Source organism: Dyadobacter sp. UC 10, from assembly GCF_008369915.1.
In the GTDB taxonomy this organism is placed as follows: Bacteria; Bacteroidota; Bacteroidia; order Cytophagales; family Spirosomataceae; genus Dyadobacter.
Window position 1 is genome coordinate 5464319 of sequence record NZ_VSRN01000001.1, and the last position, 17307, is coordinate 5481625.

The 17307-nt window shown below is 47.6% G+C and carries 18 protein-coding genes and 1 tRNA gene; 11 read left to right on the forward strand and 8 right to left on the reverse strand.

Features of this window, described 5'->3' with window-relative positions:
* Positions 1–2: 2 nt before the first annotated feature.
* The 9 genes from FXO21_RS22670 to FXO21_RS22710 all read left to right on the forward strand — a co-directional run bounded on the left by FXO21_RS22670 (position 3) and on the right by FXO21_RS22710 (position 6367).
* Positions 3–569 (forward strand): N-acetylmuramoyl-L-alanine amidase, encoded by a 567-nt coding sequence (locus FXO21_RS22670; RefSeq protein WP_149642223.1) that lies wholly within the window; start codon positions 3–5, stop codon positions 567–569.
* Positions 566–829 (forward strand): hypothetical protein, encoded by a 264-nt coding sequence (locus FXO21_RS22675; RefSeq protein WP_149642224.1) that lies wholly within the window; start codon positions 566–568, stop codon positions 827–829. The genes FXO21_RS22670 and FXO21_RS22675 overlap by 4 nt, the downstream gene beginning before the upstream one ends.
* Before the next feature lie 34 nt (positions 830–863).
* The gene (locus tag FXO21_RS22680) at positions 864–1121 is read left to right on the forward strand and encodes a hypothetical protein (RefSeq protein ID WP_149642225.1); all 258 of its coding nucleotides are present in this window, start codon (positions 864–866) and stop codon (positions 1119–1121) included.
* A complete protein-coding gene (locus FXO21_RS22685) occupies positions 1118–1309 on the forward strand; it encodes a hypothetical protein (RefSeq protein ID WP_149642226.1) in 192 nt (63 codons plus the stop codon). The genes FXO21_RS22680 and FXO21_RS22685 overlap by 4 nt, the downstream gene beginning before the upstream one ends.
* 21 nt (positions 1310–1330) lie before the next feature.
* Complete coding sequence (locus FXO21_RS22690; protein ID WP_149642227.1) at positions 1331–3460, forward strand: glycosyl hydrolase family 28-related protein; 2130 nt, start codon at positions 1331–1333, stop codon at positions 3458–3460.
* A 13-nt stretch (positions 3461–3473) separates the two neighbouring features.
* A complete protein-coding gene (locus FXO21_RS22695; RefSeq protein ID WP_149642228.1) occupies positions 3474–4052 on the forward strand; it encodes a hypothetical protein in 579 nt (192 codons plus the stop codon).
* A gap of 2 nt (positions 4053–4054) precedes the next feature.
* A complete protein-coding gene (locus FXO21_RS22700) occupies positions 4055–5488 on the forward strand; it encodes a hypothetical protein (protein ID WP_149642229.1) in 1434 nt (477 codons plus the stop codon).
* A gap of 109 nt (positions 5489–5597) precedes the next feature.
* Positions 5598–6113 (forward strand): hypothetical protein, encoded by a 516-nt coding sequence (locus FXO21_RS22705; RefSeq protein ID WP_149642230.1) that lies wholly within the window; start codon positions 5598–5600, stop codon positions 6111–6113.
* A 38-nt stretch (positions 6114–6151) separates the two neighbouring features.
* A complete protein-coding gene (locus FXO21_RS22710; protein WP_225865807.1) occupies positions 6152–6367 on the forward strand; it encodes a type II toxin-antitoxin system RelE family toxin in 216 nt (71 codons plus the stop codon).
* Between the two features lie 26 nt (positions 6368–6393).
* Here FXO21_RS22710 and FXO21_RS22715 read toward each other — a convergent pair whose 3' ends face one another.
* From FXO21_RS22715 to FXO21_RS22740, 6 genes are all read right to left on the reverse strand, one after another.
* On the reverse strand, positions 6394–7551 hold the full coding sequence (locus tag FXO21_RS22715; RefSeq protein ID WP_192579302.1) for a site-specific integrase: 1158 nt from the start codon (positions 7549–7551) through the stop codon (positions 6394–6396).
* Between the two features lie 159 nt (positions 7552–7710).
* Positions 7711–7782, reverse strand: a tRNA-Arg gene (locus FXO21_RS22720).
* A gap of 82 nt (positions 7783–7864) precedes the next feature.
* A complete protein-coding gene (locus tag FXO21_RS22725; RefSeq protein ID WP_149642233.1) occupies positions 7865–8536 on the reverse strand; it encodes an NUDIX hydrolase in 672 nt (223 codons plus the stop codon).
* 13 nt (positions 8537–8549) lie between these two features.
* Positions 8550–9203, reverse strand: coding sequence for a hypothetical protein (locus tag FXO21_RS22730; RefSeq protein WP_225865808.1), 654 nt, complete (start codon positions 9201–9203; stop codon positions 8550–8552).
* Between the two features lie 141 nt (positions 9204–9344).
* Positions 9345–11351, reverse strand: coding sequence for a 1,4-alpha-glucan branching protein GlgB (glgB, locus tag FXO21_RS22735; RefSeq protein ID WP_149642235.1), 2007 nt, complete (start codon positions 11349–11351; stop codon positions 9345–9347).
* Between the two features lie 125 nt (positions 11352–11476).
* Positions 11477–12685, reverse strand: coding sequence for a dipeptidase (locus tag FXO21_RS22740; protein WP_149642236.1), 1209 nt, complete (start codon positions 12683–12685; stop codon positions 11477–11479).
* 165 nt (positions 12686–12850) lie between these two features.
* Between FXO21_RS22740 and budA the strand changes: the two genes are divergently transcribed.
* The gene (gene budA, locus FXO21_RS22745) at positions 12851–13675 is read left to right on the forward strand and encodes an acetolactate decarboxylase (RefSeq protein WP_149642237.1); all 825 of its coding nucleotides are present in this window, start codon (positions 12851–12853) and stop codon (positions 13673–13675) included.
* A 94-nt stretch (positions 13676–13769) separates the two neighbouring features.
* Positions 13770–14780 (forward strand): alpha/beta hydrolase, encoded by a 1011-nt coding sequence (locus FXO21_RS22750; protein ID WP_225865809.1) that lies wholly within the window; start codon positions 13770–13772, stop codon positions 14778–14780.
* A gap of 9 nt (positions 14781–14789) precedes the next feature.
* Here FXO21_RS22750 and FXO21_RS22755 read toward each other — a convergent pair whose 3' ends face one another.
* Together FXO21_RS22755 and FXO21_RS22760 are read right to left on the reverse strand one after the other, a co-directional pair.
* Positions 14790–15911 (reverse strand): hypothetical protein, encoded by a 1122-nt coding sequence (locus FXO21_RS22755; protein ID WP_149642238.1) that lies wholly within the window; start codon positions 15909–15911, stop codon positions 14790–14792.
* A gap of 32 nt (positions 15912–15943) precedes the next feature.
* Complete coding sequence (locus tag FXO21_RS22760; RefSeq protein WP_149642239.1) at positions 15944–17305, reverse strand: FAD-dependent oxidoreductase; 1362 nt, start codon at positions 17303–17305, stop codon at positions 15944–15946.
* Positions 17306–17307 lie beyond the last annotated feature (2 nt).

Consider the following 17307-nt stretch of genomic DNA (forward strand, 5'->3'; position numbering starts at 1 on the left):
CAATGGCAGCAAAAAAAGAAAAGCGCAACATTATTTTAACAGCCGGGCACTACGGTTTCAAATCGGGTGCGTGGCGTTCATGGTTTGACGAAGGGACGGAAACGATCATACTTCGCGACCTGCTTACCAAGGCTTTACGCAAGCGCAATATCAAGGTTACAAACGACAGTAACCACGAGCGCACCGGGAATGTGATCCGCTGGGTTAATCAGGATGCCGCCGAAACTGATCTACTGATTGAAATCCATTTCAATGCGGTGGACAATCCCAACCCGTCCGGGGTAGAATGCTTTGTACAGCTTTACGAGCCTTCGGACTTTGAAAAGAAGGTAGCAACTGAGTTATGCGAGGCAATCGAAACTACGTTGAATATCCCTAACAGGGGCGTTAAAACACCGCCATATTCCCAACACAGGACAATTGGCATAATAGACCGCACCAAAGTACAGGCGGTTCTTTTGGAAGTCTGCTTTATGTCCAACCCGTCGGACGTGAACAAGTACCGCGACAACCTGGGGGAACTAGTGACAGGAATCTCAAACGTCATTTTCAACAACGCGCCGCTATGATCCCAAACCCGAAAATTATCAAAACAGCCGGGGCGGTCCTTTCGGCAATCCGTCCTTTCTTCTTCGCCGTGCTGGGCGGTGTGGTGGTAGGCGCATTTCAGAAATGCGAAAAGCAACAGCCGGTCAACCTCATTGTAACCAATCAGCAATATGAAAAACAGATTTCCGACTTGCGGGTTAAGCAAGATTCTATCAACGCTGTTTTGCCTGATATGGCTGAATCAGTCCGGTATATGTCAGAACGGTACAAGCCCAAATGAAGCATTTTCGACAGGCTTTGATCTGGCGGCGCACTTGCCGGAAATAGTCCGGGATTTAAAAGTTTGCGACCTGATCAAGATCGAACGGGACACGCAGGCCAAATACATTACCAGTCTCACCGGGCAGTTGAATGTCGAAATTACCCGGCGAGGGAAAGCAGAGACAGCAGCGGCCAAAGCTGAAAAGGAACGGGACAAATTCAAACAAAAAGCAAAAAGGCGGGGGAAGGCAGTAGTGGTAATTGTGGCCGCTGTAATTGCGAAAACCGCTGTAACTATTCTAACCAGATGAAAACAGAGCACATTATTTTTTTTATCATCCTGTTTTTGATTTTCCGCAGCCGGAAAGCGCAGGTAGTAGCCGGAACAGATACCCGTGTAATGTCAACCAATGAATCACTTCTACGCAGGGATATGGACGAAAAGTTTGCGATGCTGGAAGCTGAAATTGAAGAATTGAAAAATTCACCCTTCGCGTAATTCATCACTTAAAAACCAAATATGAAAAAGTTAGTTTCACTCCTGTTATTACAGTTTTTTGCCCTGACTGCATTCAGTCAGGCACCCGATACGACGACGTTTGAAAAGAAAGCCCGGTACCGTATTGGCCGGATCAGGGACAATACAATTCGGGCAATCACCCCGGCAGATTTCAGGAATGCTTTCAAAGCAATTACTGATTTGGCCGTTAAGCGTGCTCCCTACCTGACAATGAAAGAATTACGTGCTGGCCAGGCAGATACGGCGCAGGTGGTCAATATCAATGACGGGGTAAGGTCAGGTACTTTCATTTATTCACCAACAAGCAATGCAGCCGACGACTCAGCTATGGTTATCCGGCACGGGAACCGCAGGTACATAAGGCAGTACGAATATGTCAGGCCGGAGTATTTCGGCGCAGTTGGCGACGGCGTGACCGACGATATTGTAGCTATTAACAAGGCAATTGCTTTTCAAAAGGGGGATGTTAAATTCTCTTCAAAGACCTATGTGATCGGCGCACCGATCAGGTTGCAGCGCGGTGTACGGCTGATTGGTACCGGAAATAGGGAAACAATCGCAAGCCGCTCCACGCGGATATTCTTAAAAGCTGGATCAAATTGTGAAATGCTCAATACTCCCTTTGCAAGAGGCGAAGGCGCAACGCACTACATGGAGTTGCAGGGAATTTATTTCGACGGGAACGGGGTCAACCAAACGGCGGCGAATGTTGCAATTAACTTTCAAGGCGTTTGGGTAACGTCGGGCATTAAGGATGTTTTCATTGCAAACACAAAAGGTACGTCCCTTGCTATTGGCAACGGGTCAGATTTGCACGTGGAAAACCTTTGGGTGTCCAATGCAATTATTGAAGATTCCACGCGGTATGCTGTTGAAGTGAACAAGGATGTAGCAAGTCCGAACCTGTTCGGGCTTATCTACATGGAAGATATTTATATCGAAAATATAAAAAATAAGAATTACGGTGATCCACGCAACACGCAAGCCGACCGGGGGAATGGGATGTTGATCAAGCGCGTAAACACGATTAACATCATGGATGTCCATTTGGAAGGGGTAGCACGAATGATTGATTTGTCAGCTAATGACGTGGTGAATATTGTTAAAATTTCAGCTTCTCATTGCGGAAAAGCAATCTATGCGGACGGTGGTTTGATACGTTCGTTGAACGAAAGCAAAATAGTCAATATTGGTCCGCAACGGCTCTATAATACTGTTGGGTACAGGCACCGAACAGCGACCGGCTTTAATTCAAATGAATTTCCTGACTATGCCCAACCGAGTAGCGAAACCGCTGGGAACCCTCCATTTTTAATTGTTAGTTCGTTGAGCGCACCCAACAAACTACCGGCCACGGATGTATTAAATACTTTAAGGATACTAAGGGGCGGTGCTACTTCCCCACAGACGATACGCATTCAGGCTTCCTCGAATGCGTCCGAAACAGCCTTTATTAAAACAAACGGAAGGTATACCGAATTAGGGTCAAGCTACGCCAACTCAGGGACAGACCAGACGGTTCTCAGGTTAGATGTACCAAACGCGGTGTCGAAGTCAGCAAGGATATTCGGGGATTTGCGTGTAGATACCGAATTGGAATTTGGCGTGTCAACCGACGCATTTACAAATGTTAACCGGATAGGCATAACATCGTTATCTGGACAAAACGCAGGTCAGGGACTTGGTTTTTCGAGGGTAGCAAATTCGCAATCAGGCGTTGACTTTATTACGACGGTTCGCCGTGCGGCAACTGATCCGACTTCAAACGCGGCCTATTTGGGGCAGTTCTGGCTTAACACTTCGTCGGGAAAATACTTTGTAAGTACGTCGGTTGGAAGTGTATCCCCTTCCGACGACTGGAAGCCAATGCAGACACAAGTTACCCTTGGTGGTTCGGCGTCGTTGAACTTTCCGAGCACGGTTGCGGGTGGCTATGCGGATTTGACGATTGCGGTCACTGGCGCGGTTGAAGGGGATTACGTTTTCACCGGTGCGCCCAACAGAACGCAGGGGGAAGGCTATACGGCCTTTGTTTCAGCCCCGGATGTGGTGACGGTTCGCTATCACAATGGAACGGCGGGTACAATCGACCCGACAGCTTTCAATTTCAGGATACGGGTTCAAAAATAGAAAAACGGACAAAATGGCAAATCAATTTGAACGCTGGTTAAGCAAAAAGAAGAACCGTAAAATCCTGTTTTTCATTATCGGGGCGGTTGCTTTATTCTTCTACGTACGCAACCGGGCGCAACAGAACGAGCCGGGTTACGGAAGCCTACGCACCGGATATAATACCGGAAACGGGCAACCGACAACGCCGGGCGGTTCGCCGGGAAGCTTCCAGCCTTACACGCCGGGCAATGGCGCGGTAACTCCAAAAATGGCAACGTTCAGTTATCCGGGTCACATCAATATGCAATGGTCTGGAAGTTCAGGGAATTGGACATTCCGGGATTTGGCAGTAGTGGACGTGCCGCAAGGTTATAGCATCCGGTATTATATCGGATCAGGCGAAACGATTATTACTAAAACGCCGCTGGTGGGCTACCGCTGGGAAAGCAATTTTCCTTTGACATTCCATAAAGGGATTATCAAAGACGGGGTTGATGACCTTTATTTCTACGGTACGAGTGATCAGGGAATTGCCCGGCCACAAGACGGGGCTTCGATGTTCGGAAACGTGAGTTTTGCAATTCAGACTTTTTATTTCAACCGCTCTTAATAATGCAAGTAGATATTCATCAAGTTGTACCGGATCAGTATAACCCGACAACACAGATACATCAGTGGGGCGACATTATGCCAGCCTTTCAGCTTCCTTCTGATAAGATTTTCAGGTTGACCAAAGGTAAAGAGTGGAACCACCAACAGGTGCTTTCACGCGGCCTTACGCATTTGGCGCATAACGATTTTCACGGGATTGATGCCGGTACGATCCAGCAATTAAAAGATCAGGGCAAGACTTTTCACGACGTCCCGATTACGCCTGAACTTTTCGGCATTGGCGCGTCTGGTCCGAATGAGTGGGTAGGCGATTACCCCAACAATTACAACCGTCTGTTTTTCCCTAACGGGTTGCCTGATTATAACCAAGGGTTTGCATACGGTCAGGGCTGCGATATTTCGCATAGGATCATTGTAGGGGAAACAATGGAGAACACCCATTACACAAATCCAGCAGGGCAACATTGGGCGGGCTACTACGATGCAAAGGCACCCCGGTTAGATGCCCGCTTTGGTGCTGGTAACTGGCGAATGGCACATGATTACATGTTTGTCAAGATTGGCCCCGATTGGTATTACATTACCGAACAGCAGGCAAAGAATTATTTCCGCAACCCCAACACCGCGCCGGGATCAGAGAACCTTAATAATTCTTTGAAGCATTGCAATATGTACGGGCATGGTGTGTACCTGGGCGGTATGGATCGGGACAAACGGGCAGTGTACGCACTGGCACTGCAGGCGAGATTTTACAAAGCGGTTAACCGTCATTGCATTGCATATTTTGCGCATGATCGGGAATGGATGCCGAACATGAAACACGGACAGATCAGGCCGGAAGGGATTTTGTACATGGAACAGAAAATACCGGTAGGCGATTCTGTAACGGCTGGTATCGTTGTTGCCGGGCTTCACTTTGGCGACGGGTTCAGTGGTTGGGGCGGCAGTGGGAAAGTGACCAATAAAATTTGGTCTACCCATTGGTTCCGCGAACTGTTTAATGGATCGTTCTGGGTTAAGAACGGGGAAAGCCAAACGCGTAGTTGGGAATCGTGGCCGTACCTTTCCGGGGATATGTCCTATACAACTGTTTCATGGCAAAGCAACAATGATATGGCTTCTTTTGCTGCATACGCTTATGCCGCAACCCTTGGTCAGGTTTACGGCGGTACCCGTAAAGCGGCTAAGTACAAGGTAGGGAACGGGGCGTTCTACAACCCGGTAAATACCTTTGAGGACGATTTATGCCACGCAGCGGCCAACAAAAAGCCGATCTGTGAAACTGTGATGAAAAACGGTAAGGAAGCGATTTTCTTTATTGATCCGTGCAGCGACAATAAACGTAAAACTGTGACCGTAATCGGTCAATCCGGTGCTACTTATACTTTCGAGGCTTGCGGAGATATGCCGCACCTTTCAATAGCAAATCTTTAAGAACGGGTTAAGTGTGTGGATTGCGTGTGTTGTCAAAGCCGCTCCGATTGGGGCGGCTTTCTTTGTGGGTGTAATCAGGTGGAATATTTTTTGCTAGATTTGTGTTGCCTTGATGCAAGCAACAAATATGTATTTAGCTATTTCAGTACCGATACAGCCGATAAGGTGGCTACCTCGTTTATTCTCTTGGGGTGTGCGGGTTAGTAATGATTTACCAGGAATCATAGTTGCGAAGCTGAATGCTGCCTATTCTGATTTTGCAAAGGATTTAAAGAGCGAGCAAAAGGAGATTCATTCTCTAACCGTTTTTGATGCTGCAAAGGATAAAAGGCGATTTGAATACAATTTGAGAGTGCTGAGAATTATTACTGATAGGCAGGTAACCCCGCAAGACAAAGCAAAGCCGCTTTTTGAAACTGTCATGCGAGTGGTGAGGGTTCTTAAAGAAAATGTGTTTTTAATGGACCTGGTCATAAATGGTGAATTGGAGAAGGGCGATAAATTGTCTGATCTCCTGGAAGATTTTTACGATGGGGTCGTTATTAGAGAAAAAAAACATTTTGAGCATTACGTGCCTTGGGACGTTGTGAAAAAGGAGCTTGACGCCAAACATGGATTGGTGTAATGTATATAATTTCGCTAAGCCGTAGCTCTAAGAAGTTTATGCAATCTATTTCCGGGAAAGATTATAAATTGGTTTCGCTGGCCCTTGCTTCCCTTGAATCTGATCCTTATCAGTCGGGTTGCACAAAATTAAAAGGCATTGAAAATACGTTTCGTATTAGGGCGGGTAATTACCGGATCTTGTACCAGGTTTATGATAAGGTGCTGACCGTAGAAGTTGTTGACATTGGAAATAGAAAGGATATTTATGAATAAAGCCCGGCGCGTGCCGGGCTTCCTTTTTATGCCGCTTTCATTAAATGCACCGTTTCCCTGATAATGGTTGACTGTAACAGTTCAGCATAAATCTTTTCCGTAGTCCTAACTGATTGGTGACCCAGGATTTTACTAACCACTTCCAGCGGCACACCGTTGTTCAAAAGGTAGGTACCGGCTGTTTTCCTTCCTACATGCGTGGTCAGGTTGTTACGGATTCCTACCGTTTTGGCGATCTCCTTCAAATACTTGTTCATCTTCTGATTGCTCAAAATTGGTATCATTCCTTCATATTTTGAGAGCAGTTCTTCCACGTATGGCAAAACCGGAACGGTGAATAAGGTACCCGTTTTTGTCCTTCTCATTTGGATTACCCGCGTACCCATTATCTTAGCAATGTGCCTATCCGGGTTAAAAACTTTCATATCGAAGTAGCAAAGCCCGGTGTAACACTGGAATAGGAATGCATCGGCAACCCGGCGCAAACCAGGTGTTAACAGGTCAGTCACTTTCAAATCTTCTAATTCTGCCTCGCTGATAAAGTTTATCGGGCCGGGCGGGACTTTGGATTCTATCAGGTATTCGAACGGGTTGCTTTGCAGGTAACCCGCTTTCTTTTCCTGGTCGATGATCATTTTTAAATGATTAATGTGCCGCACGGTGTAGTTCTGGGTATACTTCCGTTTGATCCGGCAAAAGTCGATCAGTTCCTTTCCGAACGATTCCCGCAATAAGATCAGCTCAATATCATTCAGTTTTTTGTATGCAAGGAATTTAATCAGGTTGTTGTGCAGGCTGGTATGTGCTTTCAAAGTTCCTTTGCTGCATCCCTTTTTAATTCCCAGGTTCTTGCGCAAATGCTGCATGTGGTCGTCGTAGGCATTCAGCAGCGTTCTTTTTTCAGCCCGGCGAACGTATGCGTTACGGAGATCATGCACTGAAATTTCCGATTGCCGGGTAAGCTCCTTATATAATAACTGAATATCAGTTGTGATCTCATTGAGTGTTTGGTTTGCATCCCGCATGGTCTTACAATTGAAATGCTGGCTGGCCGAATCCCAGCTTTCACGATGCTCAATGTGTGTTGTAAAGTCGGTAGCGTCCATTCCGTTCAGCCTGATCCGGCAGTAAATGAATGTCCGGTTTCCGGTTTTTCTGGTTCTGAATTTGACTTTGAGGGGCATACGATTGGTGTTCACGTGATTTATTTAAGAAGGGTAGGTAATATTTTCTTGTAAAAAGCTGGTTACCCAGGATATTACCCACAAAAAAACCCGCCTGTTTTCACGGGCGGGAATCGGTGCTCAAAGCCTTGCGATGTATCTCAGATCACTATTAAATCGTGCGCCCGAAGGGATTCGAACCCCTATCGGTGGTACCGGAAACCACAATTCTATCCATTGAACTACGGGCGCTTCTCTCGGTAATGGGGTGCAAATATAGCCCCTATTTTGATTTTAGGCCATTTTGGACTAAAATTTTTATGGACTAAAATTTTTATAATCGTTTTAGCAACTCCCAGTCACCCACATCTTTCAGATATAAGTAGTCCAGCAACACACCGTTTACGTTGGTAATCAGCTTGTGACCTTCCGCAAAGGGTACTACATAAGTGCTGATGAACTCATGCTCTGAAATAATCCCCTGGACCTGATTATGGTAGGAATGAATTTCTTCGGTACTCAATTCAAGCTCACAGTAAAACATAAACATCGCCTCGTCGCTTGTTCCCGTTGACGGGTAAAATGGCTCCTTGTTTACGCTGATCAGCTTATCCGCGCTTACAGGAATGCCGGTCTCTTCAAACACTTCCCTTGCCGCCACCGCCGCTGCGTCGCTTTCGCTGTCGAGCATGCCGGCCGGGTGTTCAAATGTCATCGAGCCGTCGCAGATCCTTCTTTGCTGAACGAGCAGAAGATATTTTTCGCGGGTAGCAGCGTCGATGAAGCAGATCAGTACGCTGACAACTTCGCCTTTCAGGAAACAAAGCGGCGGTATCTTGTTTCCTTCCGGAGTGGTGGCATCTGTGTACAAAAGCGAAAAGAGAACGTCTCCGTGACCGTTCCGCCGCGTGTAAAGTTCATCTACACGGTGGATATCCAGCCCGTTGCTTTCGAGCTTTTTCTTCCACAGATTGTATTTGTGGGAATCAACCAGCCTTTCAGCCATTGGAGTGTATAGGTCAGTTATAAAGAGGGAACGATATCGCAGCGTAAGGAACTCCGAATGAAGTCGAGAACCGTTTTTGCCCGTTGTCAAGCTTTTCGGCAGTAGCGTAAGTCATTCTGCCGTGAACATAAGCCAATTTCAAACCTATCCTGTCGGTAATCCAGTAGCGCAGATAAATTTCCGACTGGCCGTTCTGTTTATCAAAAACGAGTGGCAGTGCATTTAATGTGGCAGGATTGCTTGGAACGTAGTCATTATAATTGCCTCTGCCTTCGCCTTCGTAGAATGTGGACTTGGTATAAAGCGCTTTCCTGCGTAACCCGAACGCAATTCCGAAAATATCTGTATTTGCCCCGATATCGAATTTCCAGACCCGAACATTGGCACCAAACAAAAAGCTGGCCCCGTTTGCACTGACAGCACCCAGTTTCAGTGTGTCGTCAGAAAATGCATTGGTCTGAGGCAAGAGGTTTGTCCTGCCTGCATAATATCCCCACGCACGCACGCCCCAGCCGATCCGAAACCAGGAAAAATTACTCAGACTTAATTCCTGATGATAAGTAACCGAAGGCACCCACACCTTATCCTGATAACCGACCCCAACATCAATACCAGAGGTAACACGCGACAGACTTTGACTAAACCCGGACACTGATCCCAAAAACACAAAAAGTACTATTAACCGAAAACGCTTCATCTGTTTCTTAATGATGTGATGGGCAAAGGTAAAAAAATGTGCAAAAAAATAAGGCAGAGATCAGAATCTCTGCCTTAAGAATAATATCAAGCCTGGTTACGGGCAATGTATTTACCTTAATGCCTTGGAAACCTTTTTCAAAACGACGGCGCCCATTGGTGGTAGATCCAGAATAAGTGATTGGGCCCTGCCGTGCCACCTGTGTTCCTCGGATGCCACCGGCGCATAATTAATCATTCCACTGCCTCCGAAAGCCTCGGAGTCCGAATTAAATATTTCCTGCCAGTTGCCTTCCGAAATAACGCCTACACGGTACCCTTTCCTCGGTACGGGCGTAAGGTTAAGGATCACAATCAGATGCTGTGCCGGATCGAATGCTTTACGGGCGTAAATCAATACCGAGTTTTCACGGTCCTGCGTATCAATCCATTCAAAGCCTTCGCTGGCGAAGGAGAAGTCGAATAATGCCGGTTCTTCTTTGTAAAGCTTGTTCAGGCTTTTGACACATTCCTTGATCCCGTGGTGCGGTGCCGATTCCAGTAGGTGCCAGTCAAGGCTCTGCTGGAAGTTCCATTCCGAGGTCTGACCAAATTCGCCGCCCATGAAAATAAGCTTCGTGCCCGGATGCGTGAACATGTAACTGAACATCAGCCTCAGGTTTGCAAATTTCTGCCACTCGTCGCCAGGCATTTTGTTGATCAGCGATTTCTTGCCGTAAACGACTTCATCGTGTGACAACGGCAGCATGAAGTTTTCAGAAAATGCGTACACCAGACTGAATGTCAGCTGATCCTGGTGCCATTTTCGGAAACTCGGATCTTTCTCGTAATACTTAAGCGTATCGTTCATCCAGCCCATCATCCATTTCATTCCGAAACCCAATCCCCCTACAAAAACCGGACGGGATACACCCGGGAAGGCGGTGGATTCTTCGGCGATTGTCTGGATATCCGGGAATGCAGTGTATGCGGCCACATTCATTTCGCGCAGCAGTGATATTGCTTCCAGGTTTTCCCTTCCGCCAAATTCATTTGGTATCCATTCCCCGTGCTTTCTCGAATAGTCAAGGTACAGCATGGAAGCAACTGCGTCGACGCGCAGACCGTCGGTATGGTATCTGTCGAGCCAGAACAGGGCGTTGCTGATCAGGAACGAGCGCACTTCATTTCTTCCGTAATTAAATATGTAGCTTTTCCAGTCGGGGTGATAGCCTTTCCTGGGATCTTCGTGTTCATAAAGTGCTGTGCCGTCAAAGCGGAAAAGCCCGTGCTGATCACCCGGAAAATGGGACGGTACCCAGTCTACATACACACCGATCCCTGCCTGGTGCAGCTGATCGACCAGGTACATCAGTTCCTGCGGCGTGCCCATGCGTGAGGCGCACGAGAAATAACCGGTGATCTGATAACCCCAGGAAGGCGGGTAGGGGTGTTCCATGATCGGCATCAGCTCCACATGGGTGAAGCCCATTTCCTTTACATAAGGTACCAGCCCGGCTGCAATTTCTTTATAGGTGAGATAGCGCTCAGGATCAGAAGGGTCGCGTTGCCATGAACCGAGGTGCACTTCGTAGACCGATATCGGGGCATTCAGCTTGTTTTTTTCCTTGCGGACTTTCATCCATTCCGAATCTTCCCATTCATACCAGGTATCCCAAACGATGGACGCGGTTCGCGGGGCTACTTCGCACCATAAAGCAAAAGGGTCGGATTTTTCGAGATGGTCGCCGTTTTGGGAAATAATAAAGTATTTGTAAACTTCCCCGACACCTATGTTAGGAATCCATCCTTCCCAGATTCCCGAACTGTCCCAACGGGCTGCTAGCGCGTGACCCGAGTGGTTCCATCCATTGAAGTTCCCAACCACAGAAACATAGGTAGCATTGGGCGCCCATACCGCGAAGTAGGTACCTGTAACCCCTTTGAATTCCATGACGTGCGAACCCAGCTTATCATACAGTTTATAATGCTTTCCCTGCCGGAAAAGATGAATATCAAAATCTGTAAAACGGCTAATGGTTTCGACCGCATTCAGCTCCTGCACTTCTTCCTTCTGAATCTCATTGTCAGGAAGATCACTTGCTGATTTTGTTTTTTTCTTTTCCGCTGACTTAGCCATTTGTTTGAACGCAATTGATGATAATCATTAACCTGAATGTAAGATTTACAATTTTATTAAACTATTTCTTAAAATGTATATATTTTTTTACTGTCTTTTTTGCAAATAACCTCATTTTGTTCGGGTTACCGTTTGCCTGCTACTTTCTCTGCCTCGTCCAGCACACGCATGATATTTTTACCCCATATCTTTTCAATATCTCCGGCAGAATAACCGCGTTTTACAAGTTCTTCCGTAATGGCACCGATCTGGCTCACATCTTTCACTCCGATCACTTCGCCGCCGCCGTCAAGGTCCATTCCTATGCCTACGTGATCTACGCTGGTGAGCTTTATCACATGTTCAATGTGGTTTACAGCGTCTTGCACGGTCGGTTTGTCGTCCTTGTATTTTTCGTCAACTGCTTTCATTTCATCTCTTAAAGCTTTTTTGTCCGCATCCGAAAGGTCGGTCTGCCGGATTTTAAGGCGCAGCGCTTTCAGCGACATTTCGTGCGGCTGCGAGGGTTTCTTTACAAAATTGGGGACAAAGTTGATCTGGATCACACCTCCGTTTTTCGCGAGCGCCCTGATCATATCGTCGGTCATATTGCGCGGTACGTCGCACAGTGCACGACAGGAGGAATGCGACGCGATCACCGGCGCTTTCGTGAGCCTGATCACATCGTAGAAGGTAGAGTCCGAGACGTGCGAAATGTCGACCATCATGCCCAGCCGGTTCATTTCCTGCACCACCTGCTCGCCGAACTTGCTTAAACCATTGTGTTCAGGTCCGTCGCCGTCGGTAGACGAGTCGCAGATATCGTTATTCAGGGAGTGGGAAAGGGTAATGTATCGCAGGCCGAGGTCGTAAAACATTTTCAGGTTGGCAATGTCCTTCCCGATCGGCCAGCCATTTTCCATACCAATAAACATGGCGCGTTTTCCCTCTTTCTGCAATCGGTAGGCATCTTTGGAAGTAGTCGCGATTTCGGCGATATCCGGGTGGAGCCGGGCAGCTTCACGGATCTTGTCAAATATCGCCAGCGCATTCTTTTTGGCTTCTGCATTCGCTGCTTCTGTCCGTTTTCCCTGGCCGAGGTATACCGCAAAAAACATCCCGTCCATTCCGCCTCTGATCATTCGCGGAAAATCGATCTGAGAACCGTCTCTTTCGTAGTCGTATTCCTTCGAAATGTCAAAACCCTCCTTCATCATATTAATAGGTACATCGGCGTGGGTATCGATCGTGAGGGCATTCGCGTGGATTTGCGCTGCCTTGGGCGACATCGTAACCGGCTGTGCCTGGGCGAGTGCCGCGACCGGAAATGCAAAAAGGAGCAGGAGTTTTCTCATTGAGAATCAATTTGAGCGGTTTCGCAATTGGCCTATGCTGGTTTAAGATGCCCCCTTTTTCCCGGAAAAACAACTTCCAGCGCATTCAGATTGAAATTCAGGAAAGAAAAGAACAGTAGAGAAACCCAAAGCCTGCATTAGTACTAAGCACCTCAACCTCCTGTTATGCAGATCACATTAACCCGCCGGATATTATCAATTTCTTTTATTACCATCCTGATTACTTTTTGTGCCGGTTGCAAATCCACCCGGCTTACCCAAAAAAACATTGAAACCAGCCTTGCAGATCAGGATTTCATGTACCAGTATTCTATTATCGATGCACTGATGGCCGGCGTATTCGACGGTGATCTGAATATAGCCGGGCTGAAAACCAAGGGTGATTTTGGTGTCGGTACTTTTAATAAGGTCGACGGGGAACTGATGATCAATAACGGACGGGTATATCAGGTTCTTCACAACGGTTCTGTGAAGGAAGCCAGCGACTCCGACAGTACTTCGGCGGCATTTGTGAAGTTTTTTAAGGCAGATACGATCATTACAATTACCGGCGAAAACCTGAGCTATGAAAAGATACAGGAGCATTTGGTAGATATCCTCAACCCAAACGCTATTTATGCTTTGCGGATCACCGGGAAATTTTCACAAATGACCACGCGCGCGGCTAGTCCGGCAAAACCTCCCTACAAAACACTGAGTGAGCATTTGAAAACAAATCAGGCCGTTTTCGAGCTAAAAGAAACGCATGGTATTTGTAACGGTTTCCTCCTTCCGCCATATCTCGCCCGGACCAACGTGCCGGGCTTTCACCTGCATTACGTTTCTGACGACCTGAAATCCGGCGGTCATATCTTTAAGTTCACGACCAACTCGGTGCGTGTGGAGATAGACCAGGCGAAGGGTTTTACGATCGAAAACAATACCGACCCCGCCTTTCAAACCGTCAACCTGAAACCTGACCGCGGCGAGGAGTTGAAGAAAATAGAGTAGGTTTTGACGATCTGTGTTAAAATTTTCTTTGCCTGGAACCTGTAACTGAGTTAGTGAAGCTATATTTATATCCTCATTTCCAATTTGCCCTGCATTGAAAACAATTGTTAGCTGTATTCTTTTAATATGGATCTGTACCTGCACCGCCCGGGCACAGGCTACCTATTTCACAGATATTCTCGGTAAAGGATTTAAGCAGGCTACTATCGTCCAACCTGCTGACTATGAGGGCAGCGTCACCTGCACGATTGTCCGGAAAACCACGACGGAAAAAAGCAGTAAGGCTGTCCTGTACGTACACGGTTTTAACGACTACTTTTTCCAGGAAGAAATGGCGGAACGCTTTCTGAATGAAGGGTATAACTTCTACGCGGTCGACCTCCGCAAGTACGGCCGCTCGTGGCTGGGGCACCAGAAATTCAACAATGTTAGAGATCTGAGCGAGTATTTCGCCGACATTGATACTACTTTAAATATCATTCATCAGGAAGGCAACGCGAAAGTCCTGCTCATGGGGCATTCGCTCGGTGGGCTGATCGTTTCAATGTATGCGGATGCAAGAAGCGGGAAGGAACGTTTTGATGCAATACTTCTGAATAGCCCGATGTTTGACCTTACTTTTAAATCGGGACTAAAAAAAACAGCCCTGCCTTTGATGATCAAACGCGCTGAAAAGCATCCTGAAACACTTATCGACCTGGGGTTGAACCCGCTTTACGGAGAAAGTCTGCATAAAGATTACCGGGGCGAATGGTCTTATAGCCTGGGTTTCAAGCCGCTGATCGCCCCGCCGGTCAATTTCGGCTGGCTACGTGCCGTGAATATGGGACAGGAAAAGCTTTCGCAGGGTTTGCAGATCAACAAACCGGTTCTGGTATTGCACGCCGCCAAATCCATCGACGAAAAGAAATGGACCGACGCGATGTTTAGTGCGGATGCAATCCTCAATGTGAGTGAGGTGGCGCGGCAGGCGCAGAATATTGTGGGCCAATACAGCATTCAGGCAGTTCCGGGCGGTATGCACGATCTGGTACTCTCCAAAAAACCAGTGCGTGAAGAAGTATATTCTACGATTTTCAACTGGGCAAAGAGAATGGTAAAATAGCTGCTGTCCCTATTGCTTGTTCGCCTTGTAAGTTGCTATCTCCTTTAATATTGCAGGGTTAGAAGTCCCGGTTTCTTCGAGGAATTTCAATGCTTTCTGGGAGATAAACCGGTTTTCCAGTTGGAGCAGCTTCATGACTGATTTGCAGGTTTGGGGATCTTTAATAGCCAGTTTCGTATAAATCGCAAGCACATCGCCGACCAGTTCTCCGTTCAGGTTCTGAAGTTGACCCGCGAGCCCGTCCCGTACTTTTTCGTTCAGAAATGGCGCATCTTTCAGTTTGGCCAAAAGTAATTTGCGCTGGCTATAGTCCGCCTGATTAAACTTCCCTAACAACGCGATTTGCAGTGAATCCGATTGCAGATCGGTCGCACCGATCGCGCGGATTGCCCTTTCGGAAAAGCTGTAATTTTCATTACTGATAAAACCTAAAAGCCGGGCTGTCAACGCAGGGTTTGGTTTTATAAATCCATTGATATGGTCCAGCGCCCAAAGTCGGTCCGACGGGTCGCTGCTTTCCAGTATTTTCAGGATCAGTTCGGCAGATAATGCTTTTTTGGTAAGGTTAATAACCTGGTCCTGAGTGGGTCCATAAATGAAATGCCACATTTTGTAAGTGGTGTAAGCCGCGCCTTTTACAATGTAATCAAGCACACTTTTGGCCGTCGCAGAAGAGACTGCGTCAACCCCTTTCACTGCAAATCGGGGTTTTGGAACCAACTCTTCGTACGACAAATTCCGCAGCGGAGATTGTGCGTCGGCCAGCAATGCATTCAGTCGCTGGTACTCTTCGGCTGTAAACGGTTCGTGGTCGGATTTGCTTAAATATTCCTTTTCAGGAAGCTCAAAGCCCAGGTAGCGACCGGTCGTGTTCCAGTAAATCGCCACATCCAGCAACCTGCATTTATCATCAAAACAAACACTTGCCTTCAACCGCCGGTGATAGGAAACAGGGAAACCTTCTTTCGACAGACTCTGAAACAAGGTATCGTCGGAAAGTTCATCATCGAAATCGAATGTGAACGCCCGGGTGATTTCCGGTTTTAGTGCAATTGTCGGCGCAAGGAAATACCTGGTTGGCTGGTCGGAATGAAATGCCGAGCCAGCCAATGCAAGTAAAATTAAAACCAAAAAATGGCTGCATTTATTCATGAAACATCCAATCAGGCAATGCCCGGCACAATTCCGCCATGTTCTGTGATAAGTTGTCTGAGCTCTTTCATCGGCACGTCTGCCGGGGTTTTGTTCAATTTGCAGGCCAGTACTGCCGCCGCGCCTGCGGCCTGGCCCATGCCCATGCACGAAGCCTGTACGCGCAATGCGGAGTTGGCCAGTCTGTCGCTGCTGAGGCATCGTCCGGCTACCAGAAAGTTTTTGCTGTTTTTCGGGATCAGTGCGCGCAGCGGCACACTCGGTACCACGCCTTCTTTCAGGTGGTCAGGTACCACACCGTTTTCGTCGTGGACGTCGATGGGATAGTACGAATAGGAGACGGCATCGTCGAAGAGTTTTCCGGTCACATAATCTTCGTGGGTGATTTTGTACAGCCCGTCGATCCGGTATGTTTCGCGCACGCCTGTTTCGTTTTGCATGTCGATCAGCTTTGTTTTTTCCAATCCCGGTAAAGTTCTCAGAAAACGAAGCGTGTTCAGCAATGCGGTCCTGCCCTGAATGTTGGCGACGGAATGCGTTTCCGAGGTAGTGGAATCTGCTTTCAAAATATGCTGAATGTTGTCGCCCTGGCTTTTCAGCAGCCCTACAATATTGTTCCGGAAATCCGTTTTGACAAGCTGCCCTTTTTGAATAGCTTCCTGGTATTTTGACTGTATCATTTTCAAATCCAGCGATTTAAAATCGTACCCGCCGATCTGGAACATCAATGTACCTGGCTGTGTTTCGGCCTCGCGTAAAAGCTTGTAACCGGCTAAGTGCGCTGCGTAACCATTCCCGGTACAGTCGATCAGCTGCTTGCAGGTTATTTCGGTATTGGTGCCTTTCCCCACCGTCTCAATGGTCCAGCTGTTATTTTGAAAAGCAACACGCGTCGGGGTTTCATAAAAGCGGAGCTGCACGCCCGCTTCGAGGCACTTTTCCTCGATCAGCATGGCATAAAGCTGTCCGTTGAGGCGCACCTGGTGCCTCGGGTGGTGGCGTCCGTGCGGTATCGAAAAATTGGGCAGGGTATCGTCATTCAATGCAACCGCCTCCTGCACCAGTTCCCAGCCGATCCCGCCGATTACCTGTTTTCCCCACGCAAAAAATATCCCCGGAAACGCCACGCCGCCGGTAGTGGTGGTGCCGCCCAGCTGACTTCCGTTTTCTATCAAAATGACCTTTTGTCCGGCACGCCCTGCCTGTATTGCGGCAATCACGCCCGCGGTACCGCCACCTACAACCACAATATCCGTTTTCAGCGATTGTTTTTTTACTTTATAAGGCTCCCGGACTATTTCCGCCGCATTCTCATTTGATCCGATCCCAAAGGAAATGGCCCCGATGGAAGCTAATGCTGATCTTCTCTTCATAA

Excerpts from the sequence above, each read along its gene's own strand:
- FXO21_RS22670 (WP_149642223.1), top strand. The coding sequence starts at position 3 with ATGGCAGCAAAAAAAGAAAAGCGCAACATTATTTTAACAGCCGGGCAC.
- FXO21_RS22675 (WP_149642224.1), top strand. The coding sequence starts at position 566 with ATGATCCCAAACCCGAAAATTATCAAAACAGCCGGGGCGGTCCTTTCG.
- FXO21_RS22685 (WP_149642226.1), top strand. The coding sequence starts at position 1,118 with ATGAAAACAGAGCACATTATTTTTTTTATCATCCTGTTTTTGATTTTC.
- FXO21_RS22690 (WP_149642227.1), top strand. The coding sequence starts at position 1,331 with ATGAAAAAGTTAGTTTCACTCCTGTTATTACAGTTTTTTGCCCTGACT.
- FXO21_RS22695 (WP_149642228.1), top strand. The coding sequence starts at position 3,474 with ATGGCAAATCAATTTGAACGCTGGTTAAGCAAAAAGAAGAACCGTAAA.
- FXO21_RS22700 (WP_149642229.1), top strand. The coding sequence starts at position 4,055 with ATGCAAGTAGATATTCATCAAGTTGTACCGGATCAGTATAACCCGACA.
- FXO21_RS22710 (WP_225865807.1), top strand. The coding sequence starts at position 6,152 with ATGCAATCTATTTCCGGGAAAGATTATAAATTGGTTTCGCTGGCCCTT.
- FXO21_RS22715 (WP_192579302.1), bottom strand. The coding sequence starts at position 7,551 with ATGCCCCTCAAAGTCAAATTCAGAACCAGAAAAACCGGAAACCGGACA.
- FXO21_RS22725 (WP_149642233.1), bottom strand. The coding sequence starts at position 8,536 with ATGGCTGAAAGGCTGGTTGATTCCCACAAATACAATCTGTGGAAGAAA.
- glgB (WP_149642235.1), bottom strand. The coding sequence starts at position 11,351 with ATGGCTAAGTCAGCGGAAAAGAAAAAAACAAAATCAGCAAGTGATCTT.
- FXO21_RS22740 (WP_149642236.1), bottom strand. The coding sequence starts at position 12,685 with ATGAGAAAACTCCTGCTCCTTTTTGCATTTCCGGTCGCGGCACTCGCC.
- budA (WP_149642237.1), top strand. The coding sequence starts at position 12,851 with ATGCAGATCACATTAACCCGCCGGATATTATCAATTTCTTTTATTACC.
- FXO21_RS22760 (WP_149642239.1), bottom strand. The coding sequence starts at position 17,305 with ATGAAGAGAAGATCAGCATTAGCTTCCATCGGGGCCATTTCCTTTGGG.